This window comes from Arthrobacter sp. SAFR-023, assembly GCF_051965295.1.
GTDB lineage: Bacteria > Actinomycetota > Actinomycetes > Actinomycetales > Micrococcaceae > Arthrobacter.
This window is the reverse complement of the sequence record NZ_JBQCMF010000003.1, coordinates 111,788-129,896: the sequence shown is the minus strand read 5'-3', so window position 1 is coordinate 129,896 and position 18,109 is coordinate 111,788. Positions and strand designations below refer to the sequence as shown.

Genomic DNA, 18,109 nt, shown 5'->3' with positions numbered 1-18,109 from the left:
TGGGGGCGCCGAACGGCGACATCCTCTGCGTGCTAATCCCCATGCCCAGCTAAGGCCGCTTCGCGGCGAGCTGGGGCGCGGGGCCCCTTTTACGCACGCTGCCGGATAACGCCGCCCGGCGCTTGCGCTCCTGATAGAACGACGCCGGCCCGCCACCTCTCCTGGTGGCGGGCCGGCGTCGTACTTTATTCCAGGCCGCGGCGCTTGAGGAGGGGCTCTAGCCGTGCGTCGCGTCCTCGCAGGGTGCGGAACGACTCGAGCGGGTCCCGGCTGTTGCCGCGCGAGAGCAGCTCGGCGCGGAACCGGTCGCCGTTGGCCCTGTTGAGACCGCCGTTCTCCGTGAACCAGTCCACGGTCTCAGCGTCCAGCACCTCGCTCCAGATGTAGGAGTAGTAGCCCGCAGAGTAGCCGTCGCCCGCGAAGATGTGCTGGAAATAGCCCGTGCGGTAGCGCGGCGGAATCAGCGGATGGGCAACACCTGCCGCGGCCAGTGCCTTCGCCTCGAACTCCAGGGCGTCCTGCGGAACGCCGTCCGTGTCCAGGACGTGCCAGGCCAGATCCAGCAGCGCCGCACCGAGGTACTCAGTGGTGGCGAAGCCCTCGCCCCACAGCCGGGACGCGTTTAGCCGGTCGACGACGTCCTGGGCCAGCGGCTCCCGGGTGGCGTGGTGGCGGGCGTAGTTGGACAGCACCTCCGGCCACATGATCCACATTTCGTTGACCTGGGACGGGTACTCCACAAAGTCCCGCGGCACGGACGTGCCGGAGAAACGGGGGTACGTGACGTCGGAGAACAGCCCGTGCAGGGCATGGCCGAACTCGTGGAACGCCGTACGCACCTCATCAAGCGTGAGCAGCGTGGGCTCACCCGCGGGCGGCTTGGAGATGTTCAGGTTGTTGATGACCACCGGCTTGGTGCCCAGAAGTGCCGACTGGTCCACCAGCGAATTCATCCACGCCCCGCCCCGCTTTGTTTCGCGGGTGTAGTAGTCGCCGAGGAACAGCCCCAGTTCTGTTCCGTCCGCGTCCCGGACCTCCCAGATCCTGACGTCCTCGTGGTAGCCGGCAAGGTCCCTGCGCTCATGGAAGGTGATGCCGAAGAGTGAGGTCGCGGCGAAGAACACGCCGTCCGTCAGTACCCGGTCCAGCTCGAAGTACGGCCTCAGGGCCTGCTCGTCCACCGTGTACCGTTCCCGACGCACCTGGGCGGAGTAGTAGGCCCAGTCCCAGGCCTCCAGCGGGTGGCCTGCGCTCTCGGCCAGGGCCGCGGCCTCGGCGTCGGCGTTCCGGACGGCAGCCGGCGCCAGCCGGTTCAGCATGGACCGGACAGCTCCGAAGTCCGGAGCCGTCTGCCGGTCCACCACCAGTTCGGCATAGTTGGCGAAGCCCAGCAGGGCGGCCTTTTCGGCGCGGAGCCGGACCAGGGAGTTGACGAGGTCGAGCACATCGAGGTCACCGCCGGTGCTGCCGCGGGCCACCGACGCTTCGAAGAGCCGCCGGCGCACGTCCCGGTTGTCCAATGCTGCCAGGGCCGGCTGGTTGCTTGGCTGGATCAGCGTCAGGAGGAACTTGCCGTCATGGCCGGCAACCCGGGCTGCTTCCGCGGCGCTGGCGATCTCATCCGCGGGAAGGCCGGCCAGATCATCGGCACTCTCCAGCAGCAGGGCGGCGGACTTCATCGCCTCCTTGACGCGCTGGCCGAATTCCGTGCCCAGCCGGGACAGCTCGGCGTTCAGCGAACGGAGCCGGTCCTGGCCGGCGTCGTCCAACTGGATCCCGGACTGGCGGAACTCCTTGAGGTACTCCTCGACAAGCCTTGCGGCTTCGGCGTCCAGGCCCGAGGTATCCACAGCGGCGAACCGCTCGTAGAGTTCCCGGTTCAGGTATACCGCATCCTGATGGGCGGCGAAGCGAGGCGACAGGTCGGTCTCCAGCTTCCTGATGGCCTCGGAGGCATCGGCCGAAACCAGGGTGAAGAAGGAAGCCGCGGCGCGGTCCAGCAGCCGGCCGGACTTCTCCATGGCCAGCGCCGTGTTGTCGAACGTGGGGGTCTCGGGGTTGTCCACGATGGCCTGAATCTCGGCCAGGTGGTCGATGAGCCCGGCGTCAACCGCCTCGGCGTAGTGGTCGTCGCTGATGGCGGCAAACGGCGGCAGACCGAAGGGCAGGGCACTGGGGGAGAGGAGGGGATTGGTCATGAAGCAACCCTTTCATGCAGCTCTGCGGTGCACAATGTTTTGGCGTGCTTCTCCGGGCGGGTTGCCGGCCGTCTGCGTGCCGCGGACTTACGCTGGGGTCATGGGGAACAATGACGTATCCGGCCGTGCGTTTCAGGCGGCCACTGCTGCACTGCTGATGGCGGGGCTGGCGTCGTGCGGCGTGGCCGCCGAGCAGGCCGGGCAGCAGTCAGGCAACGAATCCGGCAGTGCGTCCGCCAGCCAGCCTGCCGGTGCGTCCGGCAACCAGCCCTCGCGCCCGGCACAGCAGTCCAGCACCGGAGCTGCCCCTGCAACGCCGACGGCGGACCCCACGCCGAGCGCCGAAACGACCCCAACCCCGGGTGCCGGTCCAGCCTGCGCATCGGTCCGCTGCACGTCCGTCCTGGTGACCGGTGACATGCTGGTGCACACCCAGTTGTGGCAGCAGGCCCACGAAGATGCCGTCGCCGGCGGGGTCAAGGGACTGGACTTCGGCCCGCTGCTGGAAGGACAGCGGCGCTACATCGAACAGAGCGACCTCGCCATTTGCCACCAGGAAACGCCGGTGGCGCTGCCCGGGGGACCCTTTTCCGCGTATCCGTCCTTCAACGTCCCACCGCAAATCGCCGCTGCCGCCAAGTCGGTCGGTTACCGCGCCTGCACCACCGCCAGCAACCACACCATCGACCAGGGCACCGAGGGCCTCGCCAGAACCCTCGATGTGCTGGATGCAGCAGGGCTGGAACACACCGGTTCGTACCGTACGCAGGCCGAGTCCAAGGGCATCCTCATACTGCAGACCGACGCCGCCCGGATTGCCGTCATTGAGGGCACCTATGGACTCAACGGGCAGGTCCCGGAACAGCCGTGGCAGGTGGACATGCTCGACGCCGCCACAATGATCGCCAAGGCCAAGGAGGCGAGAAAGCTGGGCGCGGACATCGTCCTGGGCGCCATGCACGCGGGGGACGAGTACGCGAGTACCCCGAACGCCCAGCAGCTGGACGTGGCGCATGCGTTGGCGGACAGCGGCCAGTTCACCATGATCTACGGGCACCACACGCATTCAGTGCTCCCCATCGAAAAGTACAAGGGAACCTGGATCGCCTATGGCTTAGGCAACGGCATAACAGAACTGTCCCCGACGTACGTCGTCAACAACGAGGGCCTGCTGCTCCGCGCACAGTTCAGCCAGGACGGTGCCGGTACATGGACCGCCTCCGACGTCGCTTGGGCGCCGTCGGTCATCGTCAGCGCCCCCTACCGCTGGTGCTCGGTGGCCGCGGACGCCCCGCAGGGCGTCTGCGCCAGTCCCGCGGCGGACGCCGACACCCGGCTGCGGACCAAACAGGTGGTTGAGTCCATGGGCGCGGCGCAGGCCGGAGCCCGCGAGCTGTTGGTCACCAAGGAACGCTGACAGCCGTGAGCTGAAACGGGACTGTGTCCCGTTCCCGCTAGTCCTAACGCGGCCGGCGGGCCGCGTGCTCGCGGGCCAGGACGGCGTAGCGGTCATCCGCTTCGCCCGGTGTGAAGCTTCCGTACTTGCGTTCGACGGCGGTCCGGATCAGAAAGTCGGCGATGGCCGGGTTCTTGGGCAGCAGGGAACCGTGCAGGTAGCTGGCCACAATGTTGCGGTACCGGGCTCCCTCCTGGCCGTCGCTGCTGTTGTTGCCGGTTCCCTTCGCCACCGTCCCCAGCGGTGCGACGCCGGGACCAAGGGTGGTCTGCCCGCTGTGGTTTTCGTAGCCCAGGACCTCGCCGAACTCCGCGGTGGTGACCTTGACGTTGCCGATCAGCCGCTCATCCGTGCCGTGGGTCTCCACGTCCAGGACTCCGATGCCGGGAATGACCGGGCCCGAGCGGGTCTTGAAGAAGCGGCCGAACAGCTGGTACAGCCCGCAGATGAGCAGCATGGGCGTGCCATCCTCGGCCATCCCCTTGAGGAGGCTGGCCCGTGACTGCAGGTCATCCTGGATGACAAGCTGGCCGCTGTCCTGCCCGCCGCCGCCGAGGATGATGTCCACGCCCTCCGGGAACTCATCGCCCACGTTGTACTCGAGCAGCTCCGGCGTGTATCCGTGCCACTTCAGGCGCTGCTGCAGCACCAGGGCATTGCCCCAGTCGCCGTAGATGTTCATCTCGCGCGGGTACAGCTGCAGGACCCGGATGGTTCCCTTTGACGCGGTAGTGCCGGCGGTCGAATCGGGGGTCAAGAGACCACCTCCACTGTGGTGATTTTGGACAGCTCACGGCGGATGGCGAGCATCGCGGTGTAGGTGCAGAAGACGCGCTTCGGCTTGCCTTTGCCCTTGCGGATGAAGTCGGCGAGGGCGGCCGGGATGTCGGTGTCCACCGCCCCGATCTGCACTTCGTCGTACTGCAGGCGCAGGGCCATGTCGTACGCCCGGGAGCCGGTGACCTGGTCCACACCATCCGCGCGCAGCGAGTCGAAATCAACGTCCCACAGCCAGGACATGTCGCGGCCGTCAGCGTAATTGTCATTGATCGCGATCATGGTGGCGTAGCCGCCCGAGGGGAACGACTTGAGGCCCAGCCGGAAGCCGCTCGGGTTCTTGACCAGGACCAGATCCAGGGGGAGCCCGTCCACCGTGAGGCTTTCGCCGCGCCCAAATGCCGGGGCCACCTCCGAGAGGGCCTTCAGCAGGGTGCCGTGGTCCGCCGTGGCCGCGCCGCTGCCGCAGATGCTGCGGGCCAGGGCCAGCGCAGCCGCGGCGTTAAAGATGTTGTAGACGCCGCGGAGTTTCATCCCGGTGGTGACCGTGACGCCGTCGTACTCAAAGTCTGCGTCATCGGCACCCACGCGGCGGAGAACGACGTCGGCCTGGGGCCTCTGCGGTACCGCAGGCACGGGGCTGCCCGGCCCGGCGCGGAGTTCATCGTCGCTGGGGAAGGTCCCCAGCAGGGAGTCGTCCAGGCCGAAGTAGAGGACCTCGGGACCCTGCAGCGTACCGGCGATCCGGGCCACGCGCGGGTCCTCGCGGTTCAGCACCACAGTCCCCGTCGTCTTGGAGGCGATGTGCTGGAGGAGCTGGGCTGTCTTGTCGATCTCTCCGAAGCGGTCCAGCTGGTCGCGGAGTACGTTCAGCAAAAGGCTGTAGCGCGGCGGGACGCGGTTGACGAAATGCACGGCGTGGGCCTCGTCCAGCTCCAGCACGGCGACATCGGCGTCGAGCCGTCCGCGCCAGTCGACGTCGCCGATCAGGGCGGCCGCGACGCCCCGGGTGAAGTTGCTTCCCGTGCGGTTGGTGAACACCTTCAGGCCCTGGCTTTCCAGCAGCTCCACCACCATCTTGGTGGTGGTGGTCTTGCCGTTGGTGCCGCTGACCACGGCCACGCCGTGGGGAAGGGTGGACAGGGTCCGCTGCATGAAGCCGGGATCAATTTTTTCGACCACCAGGCCGGGGAATGCAGAGCCTCCGCCCCTGAGCCGGGAGGCCCGGCGAACGAATTTGCCGAGCGGAACGCTGAGGGAAAACATGCTCTGTAATATATCCCAGCAGCGGCATGCAATGTGGCGGGCGGCCCCGTCGGGAACGGTGGTTTGTGCCGGGGACACTATGCTGTTTAGATGACCAATTCCCTTTCCAGCGCCCTTCCGCGCCCGGCTGGCGTGCCCGAAAAGCCCGGGTCCGGCCTGCGCATCGGCGTTCTGGCACTGCAGGGCGACTTCCGTGAGCACCTCCGGGCGGTCGAGACTGCAGGCGCCACAGGCGTCGGTGTCCGCCGCCCCGCCGAGCTCGAGGGACTCGACGGGCTCATCATTCCCGGCGGCGAGTCCACGGCCATCGACAAGCTGGCCCGCGCGTTCGACCTCGCCGAGCCGCTGCGGCAGCGGATCGCCGACGGGCTCCCGGTCTTCGGCTCGTGTGCGGGAATGATCCTGCTGGCACATGACATCGCCGACCCCGCAGCGGACCTGGCCGGGAACCCCCAGCAGACGTTCGGCGGCCTGGACATCACGGTGCGGCGCAACGCATTCGGCCGGCAGCGCGAGTCCTTCGAGACCGACCTCGAGTTCAAGGGGCTGGAGTTCAGCGCCACCGAGCAGGGCGTGGCCCCGGTTCACGCGGTGTTCATCCGCGGGCCGTGGGTGGAGCGCGTGGGGCCCGGCGTCGAGGTCCTGGCGCAGGTGGAGCCAGCCGACCAGGAGCATGCCTCCCACGCGGCCGATCTGCAGGGGACGGCTAGAATTGTTGCAGTGCGTTCAGGCCAGCTGCTGGCCACCTCCTTCCATCCGGAAGTGACAGGGGAGAAGCGCGTGCATGAACTTTTTATTCGCATGATCAGAGGAGAAGCGTAAAGCATGTCAGGCCACTCCAAATGGGCAACGACCAAGCACAAGAAGGCCATCATTGATAGCCGCCGGGCAAAGTCGTTCGCCAAGCTGATCAAGAACATCGAAGTCGCGGCCCGCATGGGCGGCCCGGACCTCGCGGGCAACCCCGGACTCGAACTGGCCGTCACCAAGGCCAAGAAGACTTCCGTTCCGAACGACAACATCGACCGCGCCATCAAGCGCGGCGCCGGGCTCACCGGCGAGGTCGTGGACTACACCGAGATCATGTACGAATGCCGCGGCCCGCAGGGCTCGGCGCTGCTGATCGAGTGCCTTACCGACAATAAAAACCGCGCGGCATCCGAGGTCCGTCTTGCCATCTCGCGCAACGGCGGCACCATCGCCGACCCCGGCTCGGTCAGCTACCTGTTCACCCGCAAGGGCGTGGTCACCCTGCCCAAGAACGACCTGACCGAGGACGACGTCCTCATGGCCGTGCTGGACGCCGGCGCCGAGGAAGTCAAGGACAACGGGGACAACTTCGAGATCCATTCGGACCCGAAGGACCTCCAGGCTGTCCGCGACGCGCTCAAGGAAGCCGGCATCGACTACGACACCGACGAGGCCGAATTCGTACCCTCCATGGAGGTGCCGCTGGACCTTGAGGCCGCGAAGAAGTTCATGAAGCTCGTTGACGCCCTCGAGGACCTCGACGACGTCCAGAACGTCTACAGCAACGCTGACCTCAGCGACGAAGTTCAGGCAGCCCTGGAAGCCGAGTGACTTTCCGCGCGGCGGACCGGGGCGGTTACACGTGACGCTGCGCGTACTGGGCATCGACCCCGGGCTGACCCGCTGCGGCATCGGCGTGGTGGACGTCGAAAAGAACCGCCGGGCCACCATGGTGGCCGTCGGTGTGGTGGGGACGTCCCCCGAGGAAACACTCGACCAGCGGTTGCTGGTGATCGCCTTGGCCATTGACGACTGGCTCGACCGTTACGAGCCACACGTGCTGGCGGTGGAGCGTGTTTTCTCGCAGCTCAACGTCAGCACGGTCATGGGCGTGGCCCAGGCCTCCGGTGTCGTCATCGCCGCCGCGGCCCGGCGCGGCATCCCCGTGGCTTTGCACACTCCGTCGGAGGTCAAGGCGGCGGTGACCGGGAGCGGATCCTCGAACAAGGAGGCCGTGACCAAGCTGGTCACCAAGATTCTCCGGCTCGATGCTCCGCCGCGTCCCGCGGACGCGGCCGACGCCCTGGCCCTCGCCATCACGCACGCATGGCGGGCGGGCAGCGGCGCCAGCGTAGCCACCACCGGCCCCGGCAGCCAGTCGTTGACGCCCGCCCAGCGTGCCTGGGCCGAGGCGGAGGCCAAGGCGCGCCGTGCACGCTGAATGCTGCCGGCGCTTGCTAGGGTATTCGTAGATATGTTCGGATAGTCGGTTCTTGCCGACGCAAGTTCAGGAGCCCCGGCCTTGATTAGTTTTCTCCGCGGAACCGTGGCGCACGTCGGACTGTCCACCGCCGTCATCGATCTCAACGGCGCCGGCATGAGCGTCTACGCGACGCCTCAGACGCTCAGCAAGCTGCGGACCGGCGAGGAAGGGAAGCTTTTCACGTCCCTGATCGTCCGGGAGGATTCCCTGACCCTGTTCGGCTTCGCGAGCGACGACGAACGGGAAGTTTTCGACGTTCTGCTCAGTGTCAGCGGGGTGGGTCCGCGGCTCGCCCTCGCGGTCCTCGCCGTGCACGATCCCGAGGCCATCCGCGTGGCCGCACACACCGGGGACAGCAAGACGTTCACCAAGGTCCCGGGCATCGGCCCGAAGGTTGGCGGGCGCATAGTTCTTGAACTCGCCGGGAAACTGGTTCCGCACGGCACGGCGACGCCTGCAGGAGCGCCGGCTGCGTCATCGGAGGGCGTCTGGAAGCCGCAGGTCGTCGCTGCCATGACCAGCCTGGGGTGGTCCGAAAAGGACGCCACGGGCAGCATCGACAAGGCCCTCGCAGATGCGCCGGAACTTGCCGGCGAAGGCAACGTTGCCGAGATCCTGCGCACCACGCTGCGCTGGCTCGGCCAGGACGGAGCCCGGGCGGGGAACAGGGTAGGCAGCCGTGGCTGAGCCGTCCCTGGTCGCCGGGGGAGAAGAGCCGGAGGAGCGGGCCATCGAGGCGGCGCTCCGGCCCAAGAACCTCGACGACTTCGTGGGCCAGCACAGGGTCCGCAAACAGCTTTCCCTCGTGTTGCAGGCATCCCGGATGCGCGGGCGCAGCGCGGACCATGTGCTCTTCTCCGGCCCTCCCGGCCTCGGCAAGACCACGCTCGCCATGATTGTCGCCTCCGAAATGAACGCCCCGCTGCGCATCAGCAGCGGCCCGGCCATCCAGCACGCGGGCGACCTCGCCGCCATCCTTTCCTCACTGTCGGAGGGCGAGGTCCTTTTCCTCGACGAAATCCACCGGATGTCCCGTCCGGCCGAGGAAATGCTCTACATGGCCATGGAAGACTTCCGGGTAGACATCGTGGTGGGCAAGGGAGCCGGTGCCACGGCCATTCCGCTGGAGTTGCCGCCCTTCACGCTGGTGGGTGCCACCACACGCGCCGGACTTCTTCCGGGTCCGCTCCGGGACCGGTTCGGGTTCACCGGCCACCTGGAGTTCTATTCGGTGGAGGAGCTGGAGCTGGTGCTGCGCAGGTCCGCCGGCCTCCTCGACCTGAAGGTGAACTCGGCCGGATTCACTGAGATCGCCGGACGGTCGCGCGGCACGCCCCGCATCGCCAACCGGCTGCTTCGGCGCGTCCGGGACTGGGCGCTGGTCCACGGGATCGAACAGATTGACGCCCGGTCCGCCTCTGCGGCACTGGACATGTATGAAGTGGATAAGCGCGGGCTGGACCGGCTGGACCGGTCAGTGCTGGAAGCACTGATCACCAAATTCGGCGGCGGCCCGGTGGGCCTGTCCACCCTGGCCATCGCCGTGGGGGAGGAGCCGGAGACCGTGGAGACGGTAGCCGAACCATACCTGGTCCGGGAAGGGCTGCTGGGCAGGACGCCGAGGGGCCGCATCGCCATGGCTCCGGCCTGGACGCACCTTGGGCTGGCAGTACCGGCAGGGGTCTTCGGGCAGGAAACCCTGGACCTTTTCGCGGCCGGCCCGGGCGATGAAGAATCGTCGTCTGAATGGGTTTCCAGCACGCAATAGCAGCGCCCTCCCAGCTTTTCCCTCTAGACTGGAAAGACGCTCGGCACGTCCGGGCTTTGTTTCCGTGTCCCGCTTCGGCGGGCCGCCCGCGCCGGTTTCCCGTGTCCGGGCGGGCAGCCCGGTGCAAAGCGGACGTCGCTGTCAACCAGCTACGCAAGAACAGAACGGAACTTCACTTGTTCGCACAAATTAGTGCCCAGGCCCAGCCGCAGGCCGGCGGCGGCATCGACATCATGACCATCCTGCTGTTCGTCATGCTCGGCGTATTCATCTTCATGATGTTCCGCCGCAACAAGAAGACACAGCAGCAGCAGGCCAAGCTGCAGTCGGCGTTCGCCCCCGGCATTGAGGTCATGACCAGCTTCGGACTGTTCGGCCGCATCGTGTCGATCGACGACGCCGAGAACAAAGTGGTCCTGGAACTGTCGCCCGGCCACCTGGCCACCGTCCACCGCCAGGCCGTGACCAAGATCGTGGAACCCGCCGCTGAAACGCATGCAGTTCCCGATGACGCATCCGCCCTGACGGCCGAGGACTCGCTGGCCCCCGAAGCCAAGGCCAGCACGGCCGATGAGACCCCGGACGAAACCCTCAAGCGCCTCAACGACGAGGGCAAGAAGGACATCTAGTCCGCCGCTTCCGCGCAGCACAGCTGTCTACGGCTGCGGAGCCGCCGGGTGCGACAAACCTCGCCCCGGCGGCCCTCCGCAATTAATAGAAAGATAGGCAATGGCACGAACTGGCCGCAATAAACCATCCCTTCGGGTGCTGGTCTGGCTTGGCGTAATCCTGGCTGCCATGACGGCCGTCCTTGCGGGCGGCACGATGTCCGGGGTTGCCAGCTGGAGCCCGAAGCTTGCCCTGGACCTGGAGGGCGGCACCCAGATGATCCTGGCACCCAAGGTTGAGGGTGGCTCGGACATCAACGAGGAGCAGCTCAACCAGGCGGTGGCCATCATCCGTCAGCGTGTGGACGGCTCCGGTGTTGCCGAGGCCGAGATCAGCACGCAGTCCGGCCGCAACGTGGTGGTGAGCCTGCCCGGCACTCCGTCCTCGCAGACCCGGGCCCTCATCCAGGCCTCAGCGGACATGAACTTCCGTCCCGTCCTCGTCACGGGCGCCGGGGCCGTGGTTCCGGCCGACCAGCGGACGCCAGCCGCGCAGCTGCCGAAGCCGACGGCCAAGCCGACGAACGCCAGCGATTCGAACTGGATCACCGCGGACATCCAGAAGCAGTTCGAAGCCCTCGACTGTGACAACCCGGCCCAGGACAAGCAGGAACGCTCAGACCCGGCCAAGCCGCTGGTCACCTGCGAGCCCGCCACGGACCAGACACCCGCGATCAAGTACATCCTGGGTCCGGTCGAGGTCAAGGGTGTGGACATCCAGGGCTCGACGTTCCAGCTCCAGCAGGGCGCCCAGGGCGCCGTCACCAACGAATGGGCTGTGAACATCCAATTCAACGCCGAGGGTACGGCCAAGTTCAAGACGGTCACCGAACGGCTCAACCAGTTCTACGTTGCAGCAGGCGGCGAAACCGGCAGCGATCCCAAGTCGCAGTTTGCCATCGTCCTGGATGACCAGGTCATTTCGGCCCCGCGGTCCCAGGCCGTCATCACCGACGGACGCCCCCAAATCACCGGCGGCTTCACCGAGCAGTCCGCCAAGGCGCTGTCCGACCAGCTCCGGTTCGGTGCCCTGCCCATCAGCTTCGACATCCAGAGCGAGCAGCAGATCTCCGCCACCCTCGGCGGTGAGCAGCTCCGGATGGGCCTCCTCGCCGGCCTGATCGGTCTGCTGCTGGTGGTCGTCTACTCGCTGTTCCAGTACCGGGCGCTGGGCTTCGTCACCATTGCGTCGCTGGTGGTGGCGGGTGCGCTCACGTACCTTGCCATTGCCATCCTCGGCTGGACCGAAAACTACCGGCTCTCCCTCGCCGGTGTGGCCGGCATCATCGTGTCAATCGGCCAGACGGCGGACTCATTCATCGTGTACTTCGAACGCATCCGTGATGAGCTCCGCGAAGGCCGCGGGCTGGTGTCGGCAGTGGAGAACGGCTGGAAGCGGGCCAAGCGGACCGTCCTGGCATCCAAGGCGGTGAACCTCCTGGCTGCACTGGTGCTGTACTTCGTGGCCGTCGGCAACGTGCGGGGCTTCGCCTTCACCCTCGGCCTGACCGCCATCGCCGACCTCATCGTCGTCTTCATGTTCACGCACCCGACGCTCCAGCAGCTGGCCAGGACCCGGTTCTTCGGCGAAGGCCACAAGTTCTCCGGCCTTGACCCCGAGCGCCTCGGTGCGGTGCCGCTCTACCGTGGCGCCGGCAGGCTCCGCAGCCCCGAGGACAAGCCGTCAGTGGTGCGCGCCAAGAACACTGGTGCCGCGGCCGAGGCTGAGCGCCGGATGACCATCGCTGAACGCCGCCGCGCGGAGCAGCAGGAGCAGCTCGCCGGTTCCTCCAAGGGCCCGGCCAAGGAGGGCAAGTAATGTCCAGTTTCGCGAAATTCGGCAACGAGCTCTACACGGGCAAGCGTTCCTATGACTTCGTCGGGTCCAAGAAGATCTGGTTCATCGTGGCCGCCGTTGCGGTTGCGCTGTCGATCCTCATCCCGGTGGTCAAGGGCGGCTTCAACCTGGGCATCGAGTTCCGTGGCGGGTCCGAGTTCACGGTGTCCAACGTCAAGACCACCGAGGCATCAGTAGGCGAGAAGGCCGTCCACGACGTCGTTCCCGGCAGTGTGCCGCGCGTCGCCAACGTCGCCGGGACCACCATGCGGATCCAGACGGACAAGCTCTCCGACGATGAGACCCTCAAGATCAAGGAGGGCCTCACCAAGGCGTACGGCGTGACGGACAACGAGGTGACCTCCACCTTCGTCGGCCCCACTTGGGGCGCCGACGTCACCAAACAGGCCCTGATTGGCCTGGTGGTCTTCGTTGCCCTCGCGACGGTCCTGATGGCGCTTTACTTCCGGACCTGGAAGATGTCCCTGTCGGCGATTGCGGGCATGGTTGTCACGATGTTCATCACGGCCGGTGTGTACGCCCTCAGCGACTTCGAGGTCACGCCGTCGGCGATCATCGGGTTCCTGACAGTGCTCAGCTATTCGCTGTACGACACCGTGGTGGTGTTCGACAAGATCCGCGAAAACACGGCCGACATAGACTCCTCCACGCGCCGGACCTTCGGCGAGGAAGTCAATCTGGCCGTCAACCAGACCCTGGTCCGCTCCATCAACACCATGATGGTTGCCATCCTTCCGGTCGGGGCGATCCTGTTCATCGGAGCCGGCCTGCTGGGCGCCGGAACCCTGCGCGACCTTTCACTCGCACTGTTCGTCGGGATCCTGATCGGCACCGCGGCGACGATCTTCATCGCCGCACCGATGTACGCCTGGCTGCGCCAGGGCGAGGCGCCGCTGGTCAAGCAGGCCCAGCGTGTCAAGCAGCGCCGTGCGGAAGCCGCTGCCAAGGCTGCAGCCGCCGAGCCAGCCAAAGCCTAGGCCCCGCACCTGCCCTTAGGCCGGATGCCGTCACCGTGACGGCATCCGGCCTTTGCTTTATGCGCCTGTGTGCCTCCTGCCAGGCCGTGCGCGTACCTGGCCGGGTACTGGACTGGGCGGTTGGTGACGGACGCGGTTATCGGTCGGGCCCGGAGCGGGAATACACTGGGATAATTAAACGGGTCGTGAGGGGTACTTCATTGGAAGAAGGTTCGACGTCGGCGCCAACGGCTGCCGGAGGCAACGGTCCGGGCCAGGGACAGCAGACTGGTCTGGTGGCTGCCGGGCGCCCGGCGCCGGGCGTGCCTGTGGACAACTCTGGCGTCCGGCCCACCTTCCCGGGCCGGCGTGAGCGCACGAGGTCCCGCTTGGCACGGCTGACGGGCCGCAGCACGGCAACGTACTCACCCATCCTGGAACCGCTGCTGCGGACCGTGAGGGCCAATAACCCCAAGGAGGACTTCGACCTCATTCAGCGGGCGTTCGTCGTGGCGGAGCAAAGCCACCGCGGGCAGAAGCGCAAGAGCGGTGACCCTTACATCACCCATCCCGTTGCCGTCGCGACGATCCTCGCCGAGCTGGGACTCAGCGGCACCACCCTGGCGGCTGCGCTGCTCCACGACACCGTGGAGGACACGCCCTACACCCTTGAGGACCTCCGGGCGGACTTCGGTCCCGAAGTCGCCATGCTGGTTGACGGCGTCACCAAGCTGGACAAAGTCAGCTTCGGCGAGGCAGCCCAGTCCGAGACCGTCCGCAAGATGGTTGTGGCTATGGCCAAGGACATCCGTGTCCTGATGATCAAGCTTGCGGACAGGCTGCACAACGCGCGCACCTGGCGGTTCGTCTCCGCCGAGTCCTCGGCCCGCAAAGCCCGGGAAACCCTGGAAATCTTCGCCCCGCTGGCGCACCGGCTCGGCATGAACACGATCAAGTGGGAGCTCGAGGACCTGTCCTTCGCGGCGCTCTATCCCAAGGTGTACGAGGAAATCGTCCGCATGGTGGGCGACCGCACGCCGGAGCGGGAAAAGAGCCTCAGCGTGATCCGGAACCAGATCGCCGACGATCTGCGCACCGCCAGGATCAAGGCCACGATCACCGGCCGGCCCAAGCACTATTACTCGATCTACCAAAAGATGATCGTCCGGGACAAGGATTTCGACGACATCAACGACCTCATGGGCGTCCGGGTCCTGGTGGACTCGGTCCGCGACTGTTACGCCGCCCTGGGCACCCTGCATTCGCGCTGGAACCCGCTGCCTGGCCGGTTCAAGGACTACATCGCGATGCCGAAGTTCAACATGTACCAGTCCCTCCACACCACGGTGATCGGCCCCGGCGGCAAGCCGGTTGAAATCCAGATCCGGACGCATGAGATGCACCGCCGTGCCGAGTACGGCGTGGCCGCGCACTGGAAGTACAAGGACCAGCCGAACCGGACCGCCACCGGACCCGGCAGCCCGCGAGACGGTGACATGGGCTGGCTCCGCTCCCTCGTGGACTGGCAGCAGGAGACCTCCGACCCCGGCGAATTCCTCGACTCGCTGCGGTTCGAGATCAACGCCCGCGAAGTGTTTGTGTTCACCCCCAAGGGCGAGGTCATGGCGCTGCCCGCCGGGTCCACGCCGGTGGACTTCGCCTATGCCGTGCACACCGAAGTGGGCCACCGCACCATCGGAGCCCGCGTCAACGGCAAGCTCGTGCCGCTCAACAGCGAGCTGAACCATGGCGACTGGGTGGAGATCTTCACCTCGAAGGCCGAGGGCGCCGGGCCCAGCCAGGACTGGCAGCACTTCGTCAAGAGCGCCCGGGCACGCAACAAGATCCGGCAGTGGTTCAGCAAGGAACGCCGCGAAGAGGCGATCGACCGCGGCAAGGAGCTGCTGACCCGCGCCATGCGGAAGCAGAACCTTCCCCTGCAGCGCCTCATGACGCACGACGCGCTGGCCGCCGTGGCCGAGGACTTCAAGTACGTCGACATTTCCGGCCTGTACGCCGGAGTGGGCGATGGCCACACCTCCGCACAGTCCGTCATGGAAAAGCTGGTCGAAAGCCTTGGCGGCAATGAAACACCTGATGACGACCTCACCGAAGTCAGTATTCCCACCCAGGTCAGCAAGGCCCGGTTCTCGGATTCCGGCGTGGTGGTCCGCGGCGTAGGCGACGTCTGGGTGAAACTGGCCCGCTGCTGCACCCCCGTACCGCCGGACCCGATCCTCGGCTTCGTCACGCGCGGCTCTGGCGTGTCGGTGCACCGCACCGACTGCACCAACGTCGCCGGCCTCAAGGACCAGCCTGACCGGATCGTGGACGTGGACTGGGCGCCAACGCAGTCAAGCGTCTTCCTGGTGGAGATCCAGGTGGAGGCGCTGGACCGCAAGTCGCTCCTCTCCGACGTGACGCGCATTCTTTCGGAGAATCACGTGAACATCCTCGCGGCGAGTGTCCACACGTCCACGGACCGCGTGGCCATCTCAAAGTTTGCCTTCGAGATGGGCGACCCCAAGTACCTCAGCCACGTGCTCAGTGCCGTGCGGAGGATCGACGGGGTGTTCGACGTCTACCGGACCACGGGCAATCACCGGAGGAGCTAACAGCGACAGCTTCTCCAGGGCTGCGTTCTTGTGCGGCAGCCGTGGCATCGCCTCGACCGCCAGAACCAGGAGCCGGAGCCTGACGTCGAGTTCGGGCTTGGCCAGGAGCAGCCGCAGGGCAGGAACTGCCCTCTCGGCCTCCACGTGCAAGGCGATGTCCAGTGCCGTCCGGAGCGGACTCGAGACCATCAGGCCACCCAGGCTGACGACGTCGAACGGTCCGAGCCGGACTTCGTGGAGTGTGCAGCCGCGGGTGGACCGCAGGCTGGAGATTCGGCGTTTGGCGTCCACCAGGAGTGCCAACCGGTCCGGCTCCCGGGCGCACCCGTAAATCCAGGCCGCCGTCATCCGCCCCGCCACCACGCGCCGTCGCACCGGCGCCGGCACGCCGTGGGCAGCGGCACGTGCCCGCAGCTGCGGGGAAGCCGCCGTCCCGGGAACGGTGTAGCCGTGCTGATAGAGCTGCGTGAGCACGCCGTCGGACGCCATGGACTGGAGCTCCGGCCAGGTGAAGGGCAGCCCCGGCGAGTAGAGCTCCAGCAGCTGTGCGGGGGAGTCCGGGGGCGAGGAGTCGCCCCGTGTCTGCGAAAAGACAGGGGGCTGGGAGAACGGTGCCATTCCGTCATCCTGCCGGACGGCGTCTTAACAGGTAAGGCCCCGCCCCGGTTATGTGGATAACCGGGGCGGGGCCCTTAGGGCTGCTGCCTAGGAGAGCTCGCTCGCCGAACGCTGAATCTGGTCAAGCCATGCCTGGCGGGCTTCCAGGGCTTCCCGGGCGGCCTTGATCTTGCGCTGGTCGCCCTTCTTCTCTGCCTCCGCCAGGTCATCCTTCAGGCCGGCGATGGCGGATTCGAGCTGGCTCAGGGCACTGTTGGTGCGGGCCTTCGTCTCCGGGTTGGAGCGCTGCCACTTCTCGTCCTCGGCCTGGCGGACGGCATCCTCGATCCGGCGGAGACCGGCTTCGATCCGGCCCATGTCCGCACGCGGAACCTTGCCCGCCTCTTCCCAGCGGTCGTGGATGGACTGCAGGGCCTTCTTGGCGGCGGCGATGTCCTTAACCGGAACGATGGCGGATGCCTCCTCAAGGAGCGCCTCCTTGACCACCAGGTTTGCGGCGTATTCCTGGTCGATCTCGTCGTTGGCGGCCTGGCGCGAGCTGAAGAAGACGTCCTGTGCGGCACGGAACCGGGCCCACAGTGCGTCGTCATCCTTGCGGCTGGCACGCGGTGATGCCTTCCACTCGTCCATCAGCCGGCGGTATTCTCCGGCAGCGAAGCCCCAGTCGGTGGACGTCGACAGCGCCTCGGCCTCGGCAATCAGCTTCTCCTTGGCCGACTTCGCCGCCGAGTTGTTGCTGTCCAGCTGGGAGAAGTAGGCGCGGCGATGCCGGTCGAAGACGGTCCGGGCGGCGCGGAAACGCTTCCACAGCGCGTCCTCGTTGCTGCGGCCCAGCCGTACCCCGCTCTTCTGCGCGGTCTTCCAGCTTTCAAACAGCTCGTTCATACGAGCGCTGGACGTCTTCCACTGCACCTGTGCCGGATCAGTTCCGGAAATAGCCTCGGCCTCGGCCACGATGGCCTCACGGGCGGCCAGCTCGGCGGCACGAACGGCGTCGTGCTGTGCCTTTTCAGCCTTCTCCAGCTCGGTGATCTGGGTGGACAGGGTGTCCAGCCGGTTTTCTGCGGAACGGATGTCGCCCACCATGTTCCGTTCAGCGAGCTGCTCGCGCAGGTGCGTCACGGTCTTCTGCATGTCAGTGGTGGGGGCCTTCGAGGCGACGCGCTGTTCCAGCAGGACAATCTGGGCGACGATGTCGTCATACTTCCGCGCAAAGTAGGCAAGTGCCTCGTCGTTGCTGACGTCCGGGTACTGACCGACCGGGTGCTCTTCGCCGTCGATGGTGAGGAAGACGTGGCCGTCACCCTCAACGCGGCCCCAGCGGGCGGCTTCGGCCAGCGACGTCGAAGGCGGTGCCTGCACGGGAGCCGCAGTGGCGGCCGGACCTGCCTTGGGCCGGGCGGCAAAGGCGGCGGGTGTCGGCGCGGGCCGGGGTGCCGGCGTCGGACGCGGTGACGGTGCGGGGCTGGCTGCGGGCTTTTCCTGCACAGCCTCCGCCTGCGGGTTTTCCTCCGTGGTTTCGGGCGCTACCGCCTCGTCGGGCTGCGTCGCCTGCACAGGCTCGGCCGCTTCCACGGTCTGTGCTCCGTCCACGGTCTGTGCCGCCTCCACTGATTCGGGGGAAGCCTGGACCTCGGTCACTTCGGCTGCTGTTTCGTCGGATTTCTGACTGTCTGTCACCGCTAAAAGTCTTTCG

Annotated in this window: 15 protein-coding genes; 10 read left to right on the top strand and 5 right to left on the bottom strand. The window is 66.7% G+C overall.

Going from position 1 to position 18,109, the window contains the following annotated elements; all coding sequences use genetic code 11:
• Nucleotides 1–185 precede the first annotated feature (185 nt).
• The gene (locus tag ACTHQX_RS04770; RefSeq protein ID WP_440156086.1) at nucleotides 186–2,198 is read right to left on the bottom strand and encodes a M3 family metallopeptidase; all 2,013 of its coding nucleotides are present in this window, start codon (nucleotides 2,196–2,198) and stop codon (nucleotides 186–188) included.
• A 100-nt stretch (nucleotides 2,199–2,298) separates the two neighbouring features.
• Between ACTHQX_RS04770 and ACTHQX_RS04765 the strand changes: the two genes are divergently transcribed.
• Nucleotides 2,299–3,615, top strand: a complete 1,317-nt coding sequence (locus tag ACTHQX_RS04765) for a CapA family protein (RefSeq protein WP_440156087.1) — start codon at nucleotides 2,299–2,301, stop codon at nucleotides 3,613–3,615.
• Nucleotides 3,616–3,658: 43 nt separating this feature from the next.
• On the opposite strand, the gene ACTHQX_RS04760 is transcribed toward ACTHQX_RS04765, so the two are convergent.
• Together ACTHQX_RS04760 and ACTHQX_RS04755 are read right to left on the bottom strand one after the other, a co-directional pair.
• Nucleotides 3,659–4,411 carry a type 1 glutamine amidotransferase gene (locus tag ACTHQX_RS04760; protein WP_440156089.1) on the bottom strand — a complete coding sequence of 251 codons (753 nt, stop codon included), beginning with the start codon at nucleotides 4,409–4,411 and terminating at the stop codon, nucleotides 3,659–3,661.
• Nucleotides 4,408–5,697, bottom strand: a complete 1,290-nt coding sequence (locus ACTHQX_RS04755; RefSeq protein ID WP_440156090.1) for a MurT ligase domain-containing protein — start codon at nucleotides 5,695–5,697, stop codon at nucleotides 4,408–4,410. The genes ACTHQX_RS04760 and ACTHQX_RS04755 overlap by 4 nt, the downstream gene beginning before the upstream one ends.
• A 90-nt stretch (nucleotides 5,698–5,787) precedes the next feature.
• Between ACTHQX_RS04755 and pdxT the strand changes: the two genes are divergently transcribed.
• From pdxT to ACTHQX_RS04710, 9 genes are all read left to right on the top strand, one after another.
• Nucleotides 5,788–6,519, top strand: coding sequence for a pyridoxal 5'-phosphate synthase glutaminase subunit PdxT (gene pdxT / locus ACTHQX_RS04750; RefSeq protein WP_440156092.1), 732 nt, complete (start codon nucleotides 5,788–5,790; stop codon nucleotides 6,517–6,519).
• Between the two features lie 3 nt (nucleotides 6,520–6,522).
• Nucleotides 6,523–7,278, top strand: a complete 756-nt coding sequence (locus ACTHQX_RS04745; RefSeq protein WP_440156093.1) for a YebC/PmpR family DNA-binding transcriptional regulator — start codon at nucleotides 6,523–6,525, stop codon at nucleotides 7,276–7,278.
• Between the two features lie 31 nt (nucleotides 7,279–7,309).
• Nucleotides 7,310–7,888 carry a crossover junction endodeoxyribonuclease RuvC gene (gene ruvC, locus ACTHQX_RS04740; RefSeq protein ID WP_003800677.1) on the top strand — a complete coding sequence of 193 codons (579 nt, stop codon included), beginning with the start codon at nucleotides 7,310–7,312 and terminating at the stop codon, nucleotides 7,886–7,888.
• Nucleotides 7,889–7,969: 81 nt separating this feature from the next.
• Nucleotides 7,970–8,617: a Holliday junction branch migration protein RuvA gene (gene ruvA, locus ACTHQX_RS04735; protein ID WP_190602650.1), complete on the top strand. Its 648-nt coding sequence runs from the start codon at nucleotides 7,970–7,972 to the stop codon at nucleotides 8,615–8,617.
• On the top strand, nucleotides 8,610–9,698 hold the full coding sequence (gene ruvB, locus ACTHQX_RS04730; protein ID WP_190602651.1) for a Holliday junction branch migration DNA helicase RuvB: 1,089 nt from the start codon (nucleotides 8,610–8,612) through the stop codon (nucleotides 9,696–9,698). Before ruvA ends, ruvB begins: the two co-directional genes overlap by 8 nt.
• A 233-nt stretch (nucleotides 9,699–9,931) precedes the next feature.
• Nucleotides 9,932–10,327 carry a preprotein translocase subunit YajC gene (yajC, locus tag ACTHQX_RS04725; RefSeq protein WP_440156195.1) on the top strand — a complete coding sequence of 132 codons (396 nt, stop codon included), beginning with the start codon at nucleotides 9,932–9,934 and terminating at the stop codon, nucleotides 10,325–10,327.
• A gap of 100 nt (nucleotides 10,328–10,427) precedes the next feature.
• Entirely contained in the window at nucleotides 10,428–12,185 is a 1,758-nt protein-coding gene (gene secD, locus ACTHQX_RS04720) for a protein translocase subunit SecD (RefSeq protein ID WP_440156095.1), read from the top strand.
• On the top strand, nucleotides 12,185–13,201 hold the full coding sequence (gene secF, locus ACTHQX_RS04715) for a protein translocase subunit SecF (RefSeq protein ID WP_440156097.1): 1,017 nt from the start codon (nucleotides 12,185–12,187) through the stop codon (nucleotides 13,199–13,201). The genes secD and secF overlap by 1 nt, the downstream gene beginning before the upstream one ends.
• Nucleotides 13,202–13,401: 200 nt before the next feature.
• Nucleotides 13,402–15,795, top strand: coding sequence for a RelA/SpoT family protein (locus ACTHQX_RS04710; RefSeq protein WP_440156099.1), 2,394 nt, complete (start codon nucleotides 13,402–13,404; stop codon nucleotides 15,793–15,795).
• Here ACTHQX_RS04710 and ACTHQX_RS04705 read toward each other — a convergent pair.
• Together ACTHQX_RS04705 and ACTHQX_RS04700 are read right to left on the bottom strand one after the other, a co-directional pair.
• Nucleotides 15,676–16,413 carry a hypothetical protein gene (locus tag ACTHQX_RS04705; RefSeq protein WP_440156101.1) on the bottom strand — a complete coding sequence of 246 codons (738 nt, stop codon included), beginning with the start codon at nucleotides 16,411–16,413 and terminating at the stop codon, nucleotides 15,676–15,678. The genes ACTHQX_RS04710 and ACTHQX_RS04705 overlap by 120 nt on opposite strands.
• Before the next feature lie 87 nt (nucleotides 16,414–16,500).
• Nucleotides 16,501–18,093: a DUF349 domain-containing protein gene (locus ACTHQX_RS04700; RefSeq protein ID WP_440156103.1), complete on the bottom strand. Its 1,593-nt coding sequence runs from the start codon at nucleotides 18,091–18,093 to the stop codon at nucleotides 16,501–16,503.
• Nucleotides 18,094–18,109 lie beyond the last annotated feature (16 nt).

What these genes read in the sequence shown, in the direction of transcription:
- ACTHQX_RS04755 (WP_440156090.1), bottom strand. Translation starts at nt 5,697, where the DNA reads ATGTTTTCCCTCAGCGTTCCGCTCGGCAAATTCGTTCGCCGGGCCTCC.
- secD (WP_440156095.1), top strand. Translation starts at nt 10,428, where the DNA reads ATGGCACGAACTGGCCGCAATAAACCATCCCTTCGGGTGCTGGTCTGG.
- ACTHQX_RS04765 (WP_440156087.1), top strand. Translation starts at nt 2,299, where the DNA reads ATGGGGAACAATGACGTATCCGGCCGTGCGTTTCAGGCGGCCACTGCT.
- secF (WP_440156097.1), top strand. Translation starts at nt 12,185, where the DNA reads ATGTCCAGTTTCGCGAAATTCGGCAACGAGCTCTACACGGGCAAGCGT.
- ACTHQX_RS04745 (WP_440156093.1), top strand. Translation starts at nt 6,523, where the DNA reads ATGTCAGGCCACTCCAAATGGGCAACGACCAAGCACAAGAAGGCCATC.
- pdxT (WP_440156092.1), top strand. Translation starts at nt 5,788, where the DNA reads ATGACCAATTCCCTTTCCAGCGCCCTTCCGCGCCCGGCTGGCGTGCCC.
- yajC (WP_440156195.1), top strand. Translation starts at nt 9,932, where the DNA reads ATGACCATCCTGCTGTTCGTCATGCTCGGCGTATTCATCTTCATGATG.
- ACTHQX_RS04770 (WP_440156086.1), bottom strand. Translation starts at nt 2,198, where the DNA reads ATGACCAATCCCCTCCTCTCCCCCAGTGCCCTGCCCTTCGGTCTGCCG.
- ACTHQX_RS04705 (WP_440156101.1), bottom strand. Translation starts at nt 16,413, where the DNA reads ATGGCACCGTTCTCCCAGCCCCCTGTCTTTTCGCAGACACGGGGCGAC.